Annotated in this window: 11 protein-coding genes and 1 tRNA gene; 4 read left to right on the top strand and 8 right to left on the bottom strand. The window is 62.9% G+C overall.

Translation table 11 applies throughout. From position 1 onward, the window contains the following. Positions 1 to 42 precede the first annotated feature (42 nt). A tRNA-Sec gene (locus CSE6_RS07190) sits at positions 43 to 138 on the top strand. A gap of 17 nt (positions 139 to 155) precedes the next feature. Here CSE6_RS07190 and CSE6_RS07185 read toward each other — a convergent pair. Beyond that, complete coding sequence (locus tag CSE6_RS07185; protein ID WP_059440212.1) at positions 156 to 1,844, bottom strand: long-chain fatty acid--CoA ligase; 1,689 nt, start codon at positions 1,842 to 1,844, stop codon at positions 156 to 158. Positions 1,845 to 2,026: 182 nt separating this feature from the next. Here CSE6_RS07185 and CSE6_RS07180 point away from each other — a divergent pair, with 182 nt between their 5' ends. Further along, positions 2,027 to 2,539 carry a hypothetical protein gene (locus tag CSE6_RS07180; protein WP_059440211.1) on the top strand — a complete coding sequence of 171 codons (513 nt, stop codon included), beginning with the start codon at positions 2,027 to 2,029 and terminating at the stop codon, positions 2,537 to 2,539. On the opposite strand, the gene CSE6_RS07175 is transcribed toward CSE6_RS07180, so the two are convergent. From CSE6_RS07175 to CSE6_RS07165, 3 genes are all read right to left on the bottom strand, one after another. After that, positions 2,536 to 3,054, bottom strand: coding sequence for a hypothetical protein (locus tag CSE6_RS07175; protein WP_193751106.1), 519 nt, complete (start codon positions 3,052 to 3,054; stop codon positions 2,536 to 2,538). The genes CSE6_RS07180 and CSE6_RS07175 overlap by 4 nt on opposite strands. Before the next feature lie 77 nt (positions 3,055 to 3,131). After that, entirely contained in the window at positions 3,132 to 4,532 is a 1,401-nt protein-coding gene (locus CSE6_RS07170; RefSeq protein ID WP_059440209.1) for an MBL fold metallo-hydrolase RNA specificity domain-containing protein, read from the bottom strand. A 253-nt stretch (positions 4,533 to 4,785) separates the two neighbouring features. After that, positions 4,786 to 6,462, bottom strand: coding sequence for a thiamine pyrophosphate-binding protein (locus CSE6_RS07165; protein WP_059440208.1), 1,677 nt, complete (start codon positions 6,460 to 6,462; stop codon positions 4,786 to 4,788). A 446-nt stretch (positions 6,463 to 6,908) separates the two neighbouring features. On the opposite strand from CSE6_RS07165, the gene zigA reads away from it, so the two are divergent. Together zigA and CSE6_RS07155 are read left to right on the top strand one after the other, a co-directional pair. Beyond that, a complete protein-coding gene (gene zigA, locus CSE6_RS07160) occupies positions 6,909 to 8,099 on the top strand; it encodes a zinc metallochaperone GTPase ZigA (RefSeq protein ID WP_059440207.1) in 1,191 nt (396 codons plus the stop codon). Between the two features lie 18 nt (positions 8,100 to 8,117). Further along, entirely contained in the window at positions 8,118 to 8,390 is a 273-nt protein-coding gene (locus tag CSE6_RS07155; protein WP_034408091.1) for a hypothetical protein, read from the top strand. Positions 8,391 to 8,520: 130 nt separating this feature from the next. On the opposite strand, the gene CSE6_RS07150 is transcribed toward CSE6_RS07155, so the two are convergent. The 4 genes from CSE6_RS07150 to CSE6_RS07135 all read right to left on the bottom strand — a co-directional run bounded on the left by CSE6_RS07150 (position 8,521) and on the right by CSE6_RS07135 (position 15,508). Continuing rightward, positions 8,521 to 9,984, bottom strand: a complete 1,464-nt coding sequence (locus tag CSE6_RS07150; protein ID WP_059440206.1) for an efflux transporter outer membrane subunit — start codon at positions 9,982 to 9,984, stop codon at positions 8,521 to 8,523. Between the two features lie 13 nt (positions 9,985 to 9,997). After that, positions 9,998 to 13,228: an efflux RND transporter permease subunit gene (locus CSE6_RS07145; protein ID WP_059440205.1), complete on the bottom strand. Its 3,231-nt coding sequence runs from the start codon at positions 13,226 to 13,228 to the stop codon at positions 9,998 to 10,000. A 22-nt stretch (positions 13,229 to 13,250) separates the two neighbouring features. Then, positions 13,251 to 14,492 (bottom strand): efflux RND transporter periplasmic adaptor subunit, encoded by a 1,242-nt coding sequence (locus CSE6_RS07140; protein WP_059440287.1) that lies wholly within the window; start codon positions 14,490 to 14,492, stop codon positions 13,251 to 13,253. A gap of 179 nt (positions 14,493 to 14,671) precedes the next feature. Next, positions 14,672 to 15,508 (bottom strand): alpha/beta hydrolase, encoded by an 837-nt coding sequence (locus CSE6_RS07135; protein WP_059440204.1) that lies wholly within the window; start codon positions 15,506 to 15,508, stop codon positions 14,672 to 14,674. Positions 15,509 to 15,654 lie beyond the last annotated feature (146 nt).

Genomic DNA, 15,654 nt, shown 5'->3' with positions numbered 1-15,654 from the left:
CTTATCTTCTACAAGAGTGGCAGCTGCCACCCTTGACTCAAAGGAAGGCAATCGTGCCCGGTGGCGCGGCCGGGCTTCAAACCCGGTGGGGGGCGTCAGCCGCTCCCGGGTTGGTTCGACTCCAGCTGCTTTCCGCCACTCCCCCTCTTTGCATTTCAGACCACGGCTTCCTGCTCCTGCAGCATTCGCCACATCACCTTGCCGCTGCCGCTCTTGGGCAAAGCCGTCACGAACTGCACCAGACGTGGGGCCTTGTAGACTGCCATATTGTCGTGGCACCACTGGATGATCTGCTCTGCCGTCGTCGCCTCATGGCCGGCACGCAGCACCACCACGGCCTTGACGGTCTCGCCGCGATAGGCATCTTTGGCGGAGATCACGCAGGCCTCCTGAATCGCAGGATGGCGGAACATCAGCGACTCCACCTCGGCGGGCCATACCTTGAAGCCGCTGGCATTGATCATGCGCTTGAGCCGGTCGGTGATGAAAAAGTAGCCATCCTCATCCACGCGCCCCAGGTCCCCGGTGCGGAAAAAGCGTTTGCCATCGAGCTCCATAAAGCTTTGCTCGGTCGCTTCGGGGCGTTGCCAGTAGCCTTCAAACACCTCGGGTCCGTTGACCACGATCTCACCCTGTTCGCCCTGGGCCACCTCTTCGAGCGTGTCGGGGCTGATCACGCGCGCATCGGTGCTCATGAAGGGGATGCCCAGACATTGCTGCTTGGGATGGTCGGGCGGATTGCTGTGTGAAGGTGCGGCGGTTTCGGTCAGGCCATAGCCCTCGCAAAAACGCAGCCCGTACTGTTCCAGCAGTCGCTGGGCCACGGCCTGGGGCATGGCGGCGCCGCCGCCGCCGATGTATTTAAGGCTGGAGAGATCAAAGGACGCGAAGTTGGGGCTGGCCAGCAGATCGATCACCATGGTCGGGATATTGGTCCAGCTCGTGACCTGATAGAGCGAGATCAGGCGCCCTGCCAGTTCGCGCTCCCAGCGCGGCATGATGATCAGCGTCGCCCCCATGTAGATGGCACTGTGCAGCACGGAAACCATGCCTGTGATGTGAAACATGGGCACGACGGCGAGCACCACGTTCTCGCTGCTGCCCGTGCCCCACATCGCGCCGGAAACGGCGTTGTGGTTGATGCTGCGGTGCAGGTGCATGCAGCCCTTGGGCTGGCCCGTGGTGCCACTGGTATAGGGCAGCAATGCCAGGTCGTCACGACCCGCGGTATGCGGCGGCGGCAGCTCGCTGCAGGCCAGTGCCTGCGTCCAGGCATGGACCTTGCCATGGCTCAGGCTTGCGGGTTCGCGCTCGCCCAGCAGCCAGTTGCGCCAGGCTTCGGGCGGTGCATCCGGCCCCTGCACATCGGCATCAAAACCGTCGGTGAATCGGGTGACCAGCAAGTGCTGCAATGCTTCGGACTGCGGCAAGGCATTGCTGGCCTTGGCCAGCTCTTGCGCCAGATCAGCCGTGGTAATGGCCACCTTGGCGCCCGAATCCGTGATGTAGTGCTTGAGCTCCTCAGCCGTATTCATGGGGTTGACCGGCACCACCACCGCATTGGCTCGAAAGATAGCGTAATGCGCCAGCACCAGTTGCGAGCTGTTTTGCATCAGCACGATGACGCGGTCGCCTTTTTGCACGCCCAGGCCATGCAGATAGGCGGCCATGCGCTCCGTTCCCTCGCACAGTTGCCGATAGGTCGTGGTGCGCCCCAGAAACACCAGCGCGGCCTTGTCCGGATAACGCCTGGCATTGATAGCAAGGTTTTCCCAGACACTGGTCACGGGAACGGTGATGGAATGTGGCAGCCGATTGGGCCAAAACTTGTGGTGAGCGGGCATGAGTCAGGCAGTCAGAAAAGCGTATACATAGTCCGGGTGGACTAATCAGTCCGCAAGACTAGGCCTGCAACCTCGGCCCGGCATCCGGGATGGCCCCAACAGTCGGTCACGCAGGTGACGCTCGACGCGGCCTGGCGCGGCTCAAGCTGGTCCGGCCCCGCACTCTGGCTTACCATGCGCAAATGCTTCATGAATCACGCCTGCAGCAGTCGCTGCGCCAGCTACTCGCCAGTCAGCGTACTGCCGCCCTGGCCGTTCAGCCACAGGCTGGTTCTTCAGCGCCCGGTTATCTCCCCGCCCCGGGCCTGTCGCTGGTGCCATGGGCCTGGAGCGGCGAATTCAGCTGTCTGATACTGCATGTCAGTGCGCTGGCCAGCCACACACAGGCCATGGAGCTGCATCCTGCCGTCAGTCTGCTGATGAGCAGGCCAGAGTCCGCTGGCGAAGCCGTGCATGCGCTGGAGCGCATCAGCATTCAGGGCGTGGCTTCCACTCCCCCACGCGACAGCGGCCTGTGGCAAGGCGCCCATGCCAGCTATCTGGCGCGCTTTCCCGAAGCCGAGCCCATGACGGCGCTGGAAGACTTTCGCTTTGTCTGCATCACACCGCAAAGCGGCAGGCATGTCGCAGGCTTCGGCGCGGCGCGCGATGTGGACGAGCACGATCTCATCGCCGCACTCAACCCCGCTGCCTAGCCTTTGCTGGCTCGGCCCGACCTGGATTGGCCAGCTTGAGCCTGGAGCACATGCTCGGCAATCAGGCACATGCAGGGCAGCGGCTGGCCCTGCACCAGGGCCTGAACATGGTCCTGCCAGATCTGACCCTGCTGCTCCACGTTTGCGTCCAGAAAGCACTGCAGCATCTGCTGCGGATCTGCACAGGCCTGATAGTGATAAGGATTGCGCCGCAGGCATGCCGCGCGCAAATGCAGGCCCAACGCCTCCCAGGTCACCGCCCTGCCTTGCAGGCGCTGCCACTGATGCAGCAGCTCATGGGCAAAGACGCCAGCCACCACAGGGTGGGCAAGCCGCAGCGGCTTATGCGGGTCCTGGTGCTCAAAAAAGCTGCGCGGCAGATAGATGCGCCCGCCGCCCAGGGACAGCGCGCGCCTGGTATCGCCCAGACGCCGCACATGCAGACGCATGCCGGGCAGCAGTTCATCCAGCGTAGTGCCGAAAAGCCGCTGCGCGAAACCGGCCTCGACCGGCATCATGCTTCGCCGCCAGAACATCATGCAACAGGCCGTGCGCAAGACGGATTCTGCATCTCGGAGACTCCCGGCACGCTCTAGAACTCGAAGACCTGAGCCGGCTGCGGAACCTGCACCGTGAAATGCAGGCGCTCGTGCAGCAGCGTGGCCAGGGCCTGGGAGGCATGCGACTCCCCATGCACCACAAAGGTCTGCTGCGGCGCGCGGCTAAAAGCGGCCGCCCAGTCCAGCAAGGCTTGCTGGTCCGCATGGGCCGAAAAGCCGCCCAGGGTATGGATGCCGGCACGGACCTCGACGTCATCTCCAAACAGGCGCACCTGCCTGGCACCGTCGACCAGCCTGCGGCCCAGCGAACCTTCAGCCTGAAAGCCGCAGATCACCACCGCACACTCGGGCCTGGGCAGATTGTTCTTCAGATGATGCAGCACCCGTCCCGCATCGCACATGCCGCTGGCCGAGATGATGACAGCGCCGCTCTTGATGCGGTTGAGCTTGATGGAGTCCTCCACATCGCTGATGAAGTGAATGTGCGGCGACTCCTTGAGTCTCCTGACGCTGCCCAGCAACTGCCTGGCCTCCTCGTCGAACACGCCGAAGTGCCGCAGCGTGATATCGGTGGCCGCCACCGCCATCGGCGAATCCACAAATATCTCTACCGGCGGCAGGCGCTGCTGCTGGATCAGCTGCAGAAAGTGATAGAGCAGCTCCTGCGTGCGCCCCACGGCAAATGCCGGGATGACCACATTGCCATGGGGAGCCGTGCGCGCGACCACCTCGACCAGCTCCTCCAGGGTATCCCCTGTGCTCTTGTGCTGCCGGTCGCCATAGGTGGACTCGATGAGCAGCAGATCGGCCTCCATGATCGGCGTGGGATCGCGCAGAATCACCCGCCCCGGCTGGCCCAGATCGCCGCTGGCCACCAGCTTGCGCGTGCCGCCATGGCCATCTGCCAGCCACAGCTCCACAATGGCCGATCCCAGAATATGCCCGGCATCCTGAAAACGCACCGTCACCGCAGGATGGGGTTCGAAGCTGTGGCCATAAGGCATGGCCTGGACCTGCTCCAGCGTGCTCGCCACATGGGCCAGCGAATACAGAGGAACCGTCGGCTCGCGCTCGTGCCCCCGGCCTTCACGCCGGCGCCGCGCCGTCCGTTCGGCATCCATCATCTGGATATGGGCGCTGTCCTTGAGCAAGACCTCGAGCAAGTCCTTGGTGGCCTGCGTGGCATAGATAGGGCCCTTGAAGCCCTGGGCCACGAGCTTGGGCAGCAGGCCGCTGTGATCGATGTGCGCGTGGGTCAGAACGACGAAATCCAGACCTGCGGCATCAAAGGCAAAGGCTTGCTGGTTGTGCTCGTCAGCCTCGCGGCCGCCCTGAGCCATGCCGCAGTCGATCAGAAATCGGCAGCCATGCGCCTCGACCAGAAAACAGGACCCCGTGACCGACTGCGCCGCACCGTAAAAAGTGATGTTCATGAAGCATCCATTGACGATCCATATGTTCCTCACCCCACCGTGAAAAACATAGTTAATAGGTTTTAAGCGGGTTACTACCCGAAGTCCCCTCTGAGTATCTACGACCTGCCGCAATTCTTGTGCGGCCAGACAATCCCAAGCGGATTCATAGATTAAAAGACCTACTGCGTCTCGGCATAAGGTCATGGCTGAACCGCCCCGGTTTTGAACTGACTCCCAGGAGTTGTACCCTCGCGGAGGATTGAGTAGCAATTTACTTAAGGCGCATGACAGGAGTGACTTGCTTCGGGTCGGTTACTAACTCAATGAGCGCAAAGCCCTTAGCGGCGCGAGCGCGCGCGAACGCTGCAGGGAATTCTTCCGCCGTGCGCACTTGCTCCGCATGAGCTGCTCCCAAGGAGTTCGCCAATGCGACGTAGTTCGGACCAGCAAGCTGAGTGCCACTAATACGTCCCGGGTAGCGGTTCTCCTGGTGCATACGGATGGTTCCGTACATGCCGTTGTTGACCACAATGGTGATGAGGCGCACGTTGTGTGCGGCAGCAGTCGCCAGCTCCTGCGGATACATCAGGAAGCAGCCGTCGCCCGCTACACAGAGGACTTCACGGTCACGGTAACGAAGCGCTGCAGCAACTGCCGCAGGAACACCATAGCCCATTGCTCCACAGGTCGTTGCGAGTTGGGTTCGGGCACTACGGTACTTGTAAAACCGATGCAGCCACACAGCGTAGTTCCCTGCCCCATTCGTTACGAGGGCATCGTCAGGAAGCACTTCCGCTGCGTGCTGGATTACTACTCCCAGGTCGACGCCTATTGCCTCAGGCACCCTCGCTGGAGGCAAGCTGAAGGCTTCATGAGCGGCACGCGCACGCTTAGTCCAGCCTGCCCATGCAATCTCAGCAGGTGCAGCAACGTTAGCCAGGGCAGAAATTGTTGCCAAGATATCGGCATTTACTCCCACCGAGGGGCGATAAACACGGCCTATCTCTGTGGCGTCGACGTGCACGTGAACAAGGTCCTGCTGTGGGACGGGAACTTCGAGAAGCGTATAGCCACCTGTAGCCACGTCACCCAAGCGGGTTCCCAGAGCAAGTATTACATCTGCTTTGACAACTGCATCTTTGAGCGCAGGATTCATCCCAAGGCTCATGTGGCCAACATACTGCGGATTACGGTTGTCCAACACATCCTGGCGACGGAATGAGCATGCAACAGGGAGATTCCATGCCTTCGCAAATATCGCCAGTTGCGCCGAAGCCTCTTGGCACCAGCCGCTGCCGCCAACAACGACAAGGGGACGCTGTGCATTTGCTAGCTTCTCGCGAATCTTTGCGATGGCGCTACCGGAAGGAACTTTCGGCTCAATGGCAGAGGTCCGAAATGCAAGTTTATCGGTAACATCAACGAGCATGTCCTCAGGAAGCGAAACGACCACTGGACCAGGTCGTCCCGATACTGCGGTGTGAAATGCCCTGGCTACGATTTCAGCCATACGCGATGCATCGGTTACTTCAACAACCCACTTCGCCAGTTTGCCGAACATCGCATAGAAGTCGACCTCTTGGAAGGCGTCTCTGCCCACCTGCTTTCGTGCAATCTGACCGACAAACAAAATCATGGGCGTCGAGTCTTGCTGCGCGATATGCACGCCAATACTGGCGTGGGTCGCACCAGGACCGCGTGTAACCATGCATATGCCTGGGCGGCCCGTCATCTTGCCGTCGGCCTCCGCCATATTGGCGGCGCCACCCTCGTGCTTGGCCACAATGAGTTCAATGTCATCAGAAGCATCATGGAGGGCATCAAGCACTTCAAGATAGCTCTCGCCAGGGACACAGAAGACTCGGTCAACGCCATGTTGGCGCAGAGAGTCGACAAGCACACGGCCTGCAGTCTGTTTTGTAGGGGGTGTTGCTGGAGATGTGGACATAAGTTGCGAATCTGAGGATGCGAATCGGGCTCTCGGAGCATTTGCAGTTTATGAATAGCCATGCTTAAGGTACCCAAAATCTCACATGGCAGCTACGTAACTATTTCATTGCTCGTCTGTAGGGGCACTTCCAGTATTGGTCAAAGAGCAACGTCGGCCCCGTACATAGAAATCGACTGAACCTACGGCTCTCATTTCGTTAAGTCGACCATAGCGCTGACTCTTTCGCAACAAGCTGCGACGACGACAATTTCATCGCGCCAATCGGGCCTCTACCGTTTCTCTGGGAGCGCTTAGGGCTCTGCAACACAACGACTGTTTGAGATAGTCGCCTACTGGCAAACCTGGGGCCGAACAACACACCCATGCAACCAATTTACCCAGGAGTGCTTTCCTCACACAATTGATAACGCATTATCATTATCAATTAAACATTGAGGTCCACGATGGCTAATCTGCTTCCAGTGACCGTTCTCTCAGGCTTCCTGGGGGCGGGCAAAACAACCCTTCTGAACCACATACTCAACAACCGCGAAGGCCGCCATGTTGCAGTCATAGTCAATGACATGTCCGAGGTGAACATCGATGCTGCTCTGGTGCGTGATGGCGGCAGCAAGCTCTCCCGGACCGAGGAGAAGCTGGTTGAAATGAGCAACGGCTGCATCTGCTGCACCTTGCGCGAAGACCTCTTGGTGGAGGTCCGCAGGCTCGCCAAAGAACGGCGCTTCGACCATCTCGTCATCGAATCCACCGGCATTTCGGAGCCACTGCCTGTGGCCGAAACGTTCACCTTCACCGACGAAGCAGGAGCAAGTCTTTCCGATATTGCGGCTCTGGACACCATGGTCACGGTTGTCGATGGCTTCAATTTCCTCAAGGACTATGAATCCAGGGATAGCCTCAAGAGCCGTGGCGAATCGCTTGGACAAGAGGACCAACGGTGTGTTGTCGACTTGCTCATCGAGCAAATTGAGTTTTGCGATGTGCTCGTTCTGAACAAGACCGACCTCATCTCCGACGCCGAGCAATTGCGTCTGCGGGCCATTCTGGCGAGCTTGAACCCTCGCGCCAAAATCGTTGACGCGACCTTCGGCAAGGTCCCTCTCTCGTCCGTGCTTTCAACCAAGCTCTTCAACTTTGAAGAGGCGGCAAAGGCCCCTGGCTGGCTCAAGGAGCTTCGTGGTGAACACAAGCCTGAGACCGATGAATATGGGATTGGCAGCTTTGTCTATCGGTCACGCCGCCCCTTCCATCCCGAGCGCTTTCACAGGCTGGTAGAGACCGAATGGCCCGGAGTCATTCGTTCCAAAAGCTTCTTCTGGCTGGCCAGTCGCCCCGCCAAGGTCGGCGACTGGTCTCAGGCAGGTGCCGTGTGCCGGAACGGCCTCGCTGGTCGATGGTGGGCCACCGTGCCTCAAGAGCACTGGCCAAAGGATTCAGAGGCCATTGCTGCCATCAAGAAGAACTGGGACGAAGAGGTTGGAGACGCACGCCAAGAGTTGGTCGTCATCGGAATTGATATGGACGAAGCAACACTCCGACGCATGTTCGACGCATGCCTATTAACAGACCGGGAAATGGCTCTAGGCCCCCGGGCGTGGAAAACTTTCAAGGACCCTTTCCCGACCTGGGCATAAGCAAAGGAGCAAAACAACATGACGAAACATTGCATGCATACCGGTGCCTACCAGGCAATCATTGGCGAGCCCTTCATCGTGACCTTTTGCACAGGCATGAAGCTGCACTTCAAGGAGCCAATCGCATTCGGTGAGTTATCGACAATGGTGATGCCCAGCGCCTCCGAGGCAGCTACGGGCACTTTCAACGGCCTGCACTTGGGCCCAGACGAGCTCATTGTTCACGGGGGTCATGTCCAGTTCGACATCACCCCAGAGACCTGCACTTCAACTCAAGACGGTATGGCTTAGCGCTAGCCCAGGAAAGCAAGGCGATGGATGCGGGAGCGCTATGCCTGAGGTCGGTTGCCTAAAAAGTCGACTCACCACAGGCCGGTCAGGCCTGTCCGCAACCGCTTAATGCAGCAGCACCGGCTCGGCCTCAACCGCTTACCGCCACAGGCTCTCCGCTGTCCCAGCCACCGCCCAACGCACGGATCAGCGCCACCGTGGCCGTGTACTGCGCGGTACGCACCTGCAAGGCCTGACGCCGGTTGCGCAGCTCGTTGCGGCGCGCATCGAGCAGCTCCAGCTGGCTCACCAGACCGTTGCGATAGCGCACGTCCGAGAGGTGCGTGGCACGCTCCGAGGATTGCACGGCCTGCCCCAGCACATGGGCCTGGCCCGAGAGCAGGCGCAAGGCACTGAGCTGATCCTCGACCTCCCTAAAGGCCGCGAGCACCTGACCGCGCTGGGCTGCCACGGCGGCCTCCAGGCGCGCACGGGCGCCCTCTTCCTGCGCGGCGCGCTGGCCGCCGTCGAAGATGGGCAGGGACAGCAAGGCGCCTATGCCCCAGGAGCGCGCCGACCACTTGAACAGATCGCCCAGCTCCGGTGAGGCATAGCCGCCATTGCCCGTGAGCGTGATGGCTGGAAACCATGCGGCCTGGGCCACGCCCACGCGCGCCTGGGCCGCCAGCACCGATGCCTGGGCCGCCGACACATCGGGGCGGCGTGCCAGCACCGTGGCGGGCACGCCTGCCGGAATCACGGGCAGCGTTGCCAGCACAGGCTGCGCAGCCAGCGTGAAGCCAGTGGCGATATCGCCGACCAGCACGGCCAGCGCATGCGTGAGGGCTGCCTGCTGGCGCTCCAGCGCCAGCGTCTCGGCCTCGGTGGCCGAAACCTCGGTTTGCATGCGCGCCACGTCCAGCTCAGCGGCATCGCCGGCCCGGAAGCGCTTCTCGATCAGCGTCAGAGTCTCACGATAGGCCACCAGACTCTGCTCGACCAGTTGGCGCTCGGTCTGCAGCGAACGCAGTTGCAGATAGGTCTGGGCCACATCGGCCTGCACCATCAGGCGCGTGCTCTGCAGCAGGGCCTCACGTGCATTGGCATCCTCGCGCGCAGCATCGCTGGCCCGCGACAGGCGGCCGAACAGATCCGCTTCATAGGAGAAGTTCAGGCCGGCCGTGACCAGGGTGGCGGGCTGCATGCCGTTCGCCGTGTTCGCACCTGCCTGGCGCACAGCGCCGCCCGAGGCCCCGATCTGCGGCTGCCGCTGGGCATCGGCCGAGCGCAGCAGCGCGCGGGCTTCGGCCAAACGTGCCGCAGCGGTCTGCACATCGGTATTGGCTTCACCCGCACGCTCCACGAGAGCGCTGAGTTCGGCGTCGGCAAATACCAGCCACCAGGCCCCGCGCGACTGGGCCTCGGCCGGGGCGGCCTGCGTCCAGCCCGCAGCTGCGGCCTGGGCGCTGAAGCTTGCAGGCACGGCAACGCCGGCATGCTCGGCCACCGTGGGCGGTGCACTGGCGCAACCCGCCAGCACCAGGGCTGCCGTCAGTGCGCTCAGAGACGGCATCAGGGATCGAATGCCTTGCATCGTTTTCATATCGGAATCCATGGTTGATTGGGGCTTATTCGTCATGGCCGCGTGGCGCAGCAGGCATGGGCAGGGCCGAGGCGCCGTGACCCGGCTCGCTGATCGGCGCCACATGACTGCCATGCTGCTGCAGCGGACGGTTGCCGGCCAGACGGCGCAGCACCACATAGAACACCGGCGTGAGGAACAGGCCGAAGGCCGTCACACCGATCATGCCGGCGAACACCGCCACGCCCATGGCGCTGCGCATCTCGGCTCCCGCTCCTGTGGACAGCACCAGGGGCAGCACGCCCATGACAAAGGCCAGCGAGGTCATGAGGATGGGACGCAGACGCAGGCGGCTGGCCTCGATGGCGGCTTGCACGGGCGTGCGGCCGGCAAATTCCAGCTCGCGGGCAAACTCCACGATCAGGATGGCGTTCTTGGCCGACAACCCCACAAGCACAATGAGCCCGATCTGCGTGAACACATTGTTGTCGCCACCGCTCAGCCACACGCCCGTCATGGCAGCCAGCAGGCCCATGGGCACGATGAGGATGATGGCAATCGGCAGGGTCAGGCTTTCGTACTGCGCCGCCAGCACCAGAAAGACCAGCAAGATGGCGATGGGGAACACCAGCACGGCGGAATTGCCGGCCAGGATTTCCTGGTAGGTCAGTTCGGTCCACTCGAAGCCTATGCCGGGCGGCAGGGTTTCGGCGGCAATGCGCTCCACGGCGGCCTGGGCCTGGCCCGAGGAGAAGCCGGGCGCAGGACCGCCATTCACGTCGGCGGCCAGAAAGCCGTTGTAGCGCATGGCGCGTTCGGGCCCGAAGCTGGGTTCGAGCTTCATCAGCGCCGACAGCGGCACCATCTCGCCTGTGGTGGAACGCACCTTGAGCAGGCCCACGTCTTCGGCGCGCGCCCGGTAGGCTGCGTCAGCCTGCACGCGCACGCTGTAGGTGCGGCCGAACTGGTTGAAGTCGTTCGCATACAGGCTGCCCAGGTAGATCTGCAGCGTCTCGAAGATATCCGTCACCGGCACGCCGAGCTGGCGCGCCTTGGTGCGGTCGATGGCGGCATAGAGCTGGGGCACGTTGACCTGCCAGCTGGTGAACAGGCCGGCCAGCTCTGGCGTCTGATAGGCCTTGGCCATGAAGGCCTTCACGGCCGCGTCCATGGCGTCGTAGCCCAGCGAGGCACGGTCCTCGATCTGCAGCTTGAAGCCGCCGGTCGTGCCCAGGCCGGCCACGGGCGGTGGCGGGAACATCGCGATAAAGGCTTCCTGGATGCTGCCAAAGGCCTGGTTGAGCTGGCCCGCCACGGCGCCGCCGCTCTGGTCGGCATGCGTGCGCTCGGCAAAAGGCTTGAGCGTGACAAAGACAATGCCCGAGTTGGAGCTATTGGTGAAGCCGTTGATGGACAGGCCGGGGAAGGCTATGGCGTCTTCCACATTGGGATTTTTCTTGACGATCTCGCCCATGCGGCGGATCACGTCTTCGGTACGGTCCAGCGTGGCACCATCGGGCAGCTGGGCAAAGCCGACCAGATACTGCTTGTCCTGGGCCGGCACAAAGCCGCCGGGCACCAGCTTGAACAACCCCCAGGTCGCGCCCACCAGCACGGCGTAGATCACCAGCATCAGCGCCTTGCGGCCGATGACGCGCTGCACGCCGCCGCTATAGGCCTCAGAGCCGCGGCGGAACAAGGCGTTGAAGCGGCGGAAGAAGCCGCCCAGCACGCGTTCCATCCCGCGCGTCAGCGCGTCCTTGGGAGCATCGTGGCCGCGCAACAGCAGCGCGGAAAGCGCAGGCGACAGAGTCAGCGAGTTGATGGCCGAGATCACCGTCGAGATGGCGATGGTCACCGCGAACTGGCGATAGAACTGGCCCGTGAGGCCGCTGATGAAGGCCAGCGGCACAAACACGGCCACCAGCACCAGGGCGATGGCGATGATGGGCCCGCTGACCTCCTGCATGGCGCGGTAGGTGGCCTGGCGCGGCGACAGGCCGGCCTCGATGTTGCGCTCCACGTTCTCCACCACCACGATGGCGTCATCCACCACGATGCCGATGGCCAGCACCAGGCCGAACAGGCTCAGCGCATTGATCGAAAAGCCCAGCAGGTGCAGCACGGCGAAGGTACCCACCGCCGACACCGGCACGGCCAGCAGCGGAATGATGGAAGCGCGCCAGGTCTGCAGGAACAGGATCACCACCACCACGACCAGGGCCACGGCTTCCAGCAGGGTCTGGATCACGGACTTAATGGAAGCCCGCACGAACTGGGTGGGGTCGTAAGCAATACGGAACTCCACACCTTCAGGCATGTGCTTTTGCAGTTCGGCCATGGTGGAGCGCACATTGGCCGAGATCTCCAGGGCGTTGGAGCCCGGAGCCTGGAACACGCCCATACCCACGGCGGGGTCGTTGTTGAGCAGGGAGCGCAGCGAATAATCGGCCGCGCCCAGCTCCAGCCTCGCCACGTCACGCAGGCGCGTCACGGCGCCGTCGGAGCCTGTCTTGACGATGATGTCGCCGAACTCTTCCTCGGTCTGCAAGCGGCCTTGCGCATTGATGGACAGCTGCATGTCAACGCCGGGCAGGCCGGGCGAAGCGCCGACCACTCCGGCCGCGGCCTGCACGTTCTGGCCGCGGATGGCTGCCACCACATCGGCGGCAGAGAGACCGCGCTGCGCCACCTTCTGCGGGTCCAGCCAGGCGCGCATGGAATAGTCGCCGCCGCCGAAGATCTGCACCTGGCCCACGCCCTGGATGCGCGCCAGACGGTCCTTCACATTGAGCACGGCATAGTTGCGCAGATAGTCGATGTCATAGCGGCCGTTGGGCGAGACCATGTGCACGACCATGGTCAGGTCGGGCGCGCTCTTGACCGTGGTGATGCCCAGGCGGCGTACTTCCTCGGGCAGGCGCGGCTCGGCCTGGGAGACGCGGTTCTGCACCAGCTGCTGAGCCTTGTCGGGGTCGGTACCCAGGGCGAAGGTCACGGTCAGCGTCATCACGCCGTCGGTCGTGGCCTGGCTGCCCATATAGAGCATGCCTTCCACGCCGTTGATGGATTCCTCCAGCGGCGTGGCCACGGTTTCGGCAATCACCTTGGGGTTGGCGCCCGGGTACTGAGCGCGCACCACCACCGAGGGTGGAGCGACCTCGGGGTATTCCGAGATCGGCAGCGTTCGCATGGCGATCAGGCCTGCGAGAAAAATAAGCACCGACAGCACACCCGCAAAGATCGGGCGGTCGATGAAAAATCGGGAAAGGTTCATGGTGTCGGAGGATTAAGGGTTCTCAGACCGTGGGTTGCTTGGCGGCGCCGCGGCCATCGGCCAGCTCGGCCTTGGCATCCATGGGCACGTCCTGGGGCGCGACCACCACGCCGGGGCGCACACGCTGCAGTCCGTTGACGACGATGCGCTCGCCGACCTTGAGGCCCGAAGTGACCACGCGCAGGCCGTCCACCGGTGCGCCCAGTTGCACCTCCCGGTACTCGGCCTTGTTGTCAGCGCCAATCACCAGCACGAATTTCTTGCTCTGGTCCGTGCCCACAGCGCGCTCGTTGATGAGCACGGCCTGGGTGGTCTGGGGCTGGCCCATGCGGATGCGCGCGAACTGGCCGGCCATGAGCGTGCCGTCCACATTGCCGAACACGGCCCGCACGCGCACCGTGCCGCTCTTGGCATCAACCTGGTTGTCTATGAGCTGCAGATGACCGGCATAAGGCGTGCCGCCGCTGGTACCCACCCCCATCTGAACGGGAATGGTTTCAATCAGCGCACGCGTGCTGCGTCCCTGGCTTGCGCTCTGCAGACCCTGCAGCGCCTGGGCCACGATCTGCTCGTCTGCGTCGAAACTGGCATACATGGGGTCCACCGATACCAGGGTGGTCAGCACCGGCGCTCCGGCCCCCGAGCTCACAAGATTGCCCACCGTGACCTCGATGCGACCCACGCGCCCGCTCACCGGAGCCTTGACCTGGGTGTAGCCCAGGTTCAGCTTGGCGGTCTGCAGCGCAGCCTGGGCGGCGCGCAGATTCGCATCGGCTTCGCGCCGGGCATTCACGCGCTCGTCGTATTCCTTTTGCGCGATCGCACGCTCGTCCCACAGACGCGTGGCGCGCTCGGACTCGCTCTGGGTATAGGCCATGCGCGCCTTGGCGGCAACGACCTGGGCTTCGGCGCGATCGACTTCTGCCACATAGGGAGCCGGGTCCACGGTGAACAGCAGATCACCGGCCCTGACCAGCGCGCCTTCCTTGAAATGCACGGCCTGCACCGCTCCCGAGACGCGCGGCTGCACATCCACGCGCTGCACGGCTTCGAGGCGGCCGGAGAATTCATTCCACAGCGTCACATCCTGCTGCAGGACCTGGGCTGCCGAGACCGGCACGGCCGGCGCGGCGGCTTGCGCAGCGGGCGCCTCCGCGTGTGACGCCTGCAGGCCCAGCATGGCGGCAGTCGTGGCGATCACGGCAGCGGCGACGCCGACGGCGGCCCACCGGCGGCGGTTGGAGAGTTTGGAGTGCTCGTTCATGGCAATGTCTTTGTTCAAGGGTTGAAAGCGGTAGCGGCTCTTTCGGCGGCAGGCAAGACTCATCCCTTCCAGCGCTCAGGCCAGGAATCGAATGAGAAAGAGAAGAAAAAGGCGCAGCCGTGCTGCGTCCGGCCTGCGGGGCCGGATCAGGTCAGCTGTCTCAGCAGGGCAAAATCAGCTCAGAGCCGACATCGGGTGGTTTCGAAAAACTGGCGCAGTTGCTCCTGCAGCTGCGCGGCGCAAGGGCAGGACTCGGGCGGCTGCTCCAGCAGCGCCTGCGGCCATTGCCCGGCTTCGGCAAACACATGGCGATGCACGCTCAGGCCGGCAGCTTCCAGCCGCGCGCCATAGTTCAGTGCCTCATCGCGCATGGGGTCGGCCTCGCCGACCAGAATCAGCGTCGGCGGCAGACCCGCGAGACGGCGGGCTCGCGCCGGCACCGCATAGGGGTGCTCCGCATCATGCGGCTCGCCCAGGTACTGGCACCAGCCCGAAGCCCATTTGCATTCGACGGATTCGCCCTGGGCGGCACGCTGCGAAGGCGTGGCCGAGCAAGGGTCCAGCATGGGAGAGATCAGAATCTGCCCGGCCAGCGGCGGCTGCTGCTGATCGCGCGCCATCATGCAGACGCCTGCCGCCAGATTGGCTCCGGCCTCTTCACCGGCCAGGTAGAGCGGAGCGCCCTTTCCAGCCAGCTTGGTGCGTTGCTTGTAGGCCCACAGCAGCACCTCGTAGCCCAACTCCAGCGGACGCGGAAACGGATGCTCGGGTGCCAGCGGATAGGCCAGCGACACCACGCAGGCCCCGGCCGCCGCCAGCGAGCTGCCGACGGTGCAGCCGTTGTCCAGATCGCCGGCCACAAAGGCGCCACCATGGAAATGCAGCACCAGCGGGACGACTTCGCCGCGCCGCTTGCCGCCGTATATGCGCACATCGGCCTGCACACCGTCGGCCACGGAGATCGTGGTGTCGGTATGAGGAATCGGCTGCGATGCGGTGGCTTTGGTGTTTGACATGGATTTTCCGGACAGGACCGGGTGATGGAACAGAAATGTAGCAACAGCAAGTGACGGTATAAACCCCGCAAACGCGGCCACACTGTTTCCAATTCTCGAACAATGACGGTGTGAGCTGTGTGTGAGAATCCCGCATCCTCGGCGAG

It is taken from the genome of Comamonas sp. E6 (assembly GCF_001010305.1).
In the GTDB taxonomy this organism is placed as follows: Bacteria; Pseudomonadota; Gammaproteobacteria; order Burkholderiales; family Burkholderiaceae_C; genus Comamonas; species Comamonas thiooxydans.
This window is presented reverse-complemented; position numbering and strand designations above follow the sequence as displayed.

Bases quoted from the DNA above. Each gene is read 5' to 3' on its own strand.
- CSE6_RS07185 (WP_059440212.1), bottom strand. From the start codon at position 1,844: ATGCCCGCTCACCACAAGTTTTGGCCCAATCGGCTGCCACATTCCATC.
- CSE6_RS07180 (WP_059440211.1), top strand. From the start codon at position 2,027: ATGCTTCATGAATCACGCCTGCAGCAGTCGCTGCGCCAGCTACTCGCC.
- CSE6_RS07175 (WP_193751106.1), bottom strand. From the start codon at position 3,054: ATGCCGGTCGAGGCCGGTTTCGCGCAGCGGCTTTTCGGCACTACGCTG.
- CSE6_RS07170 (WP_059440209.1), bottom strand. From the start codon at position 4,532: ATGAACATCACTTTTTACGGTGCGGCGCAGTCGGTCACGGGGTCCTGT.
- CSE6_RS07165 (WP_059440208.1), bottom strand. From the start codon at position 6,462: ATGTCCACATCTCCAGCAACACCCCCTACAAAACAGACTGCAGGCCGT.
- zigA (WP_059440207.1), top strand. From the start codon at position 6,909: ATGGCTAATCTGCTTCCAGTGACCGTTCTCTCAGGCTTCCTGGGGGCG.
- CSE6_RS07155 (WP_034408091.1), top strand. From the start codon at position 8,118: ATGACGAAACATTGCATGCATACCGGTGCCTACCAGGCAATCATTGGC.
- CSE6_RS07150 (WP_059440206.1), bottom strand. From the start codon at position 9,984: ATGGATTCCGATATGAAAACGATGCAAGGCATTCGATCCCTGATGCCG.
- CSE6_RS07145 (WP_059440205.1), bottom strand. From the start codon at position 13,228: ATGAACCTTTCCCGATTTTTCATCGACCGCCCGATCTTTGCGGGTGTG.
- CSE6_RS07140 (WP_059440287.1), bottom strand. From the start codon at position 14,492: ATGAACGAGCACTCCAAACTCTCCAACCGCCGCCGGTGGGCCGCCGTC.
- CSE6_RS07135 (WP_059440204.1), bottom strand. From the start codon at position 15,508: ATGTCAAACACCAAAGCCACCGCATCGCAGCCGATTCCTCATACCGAC.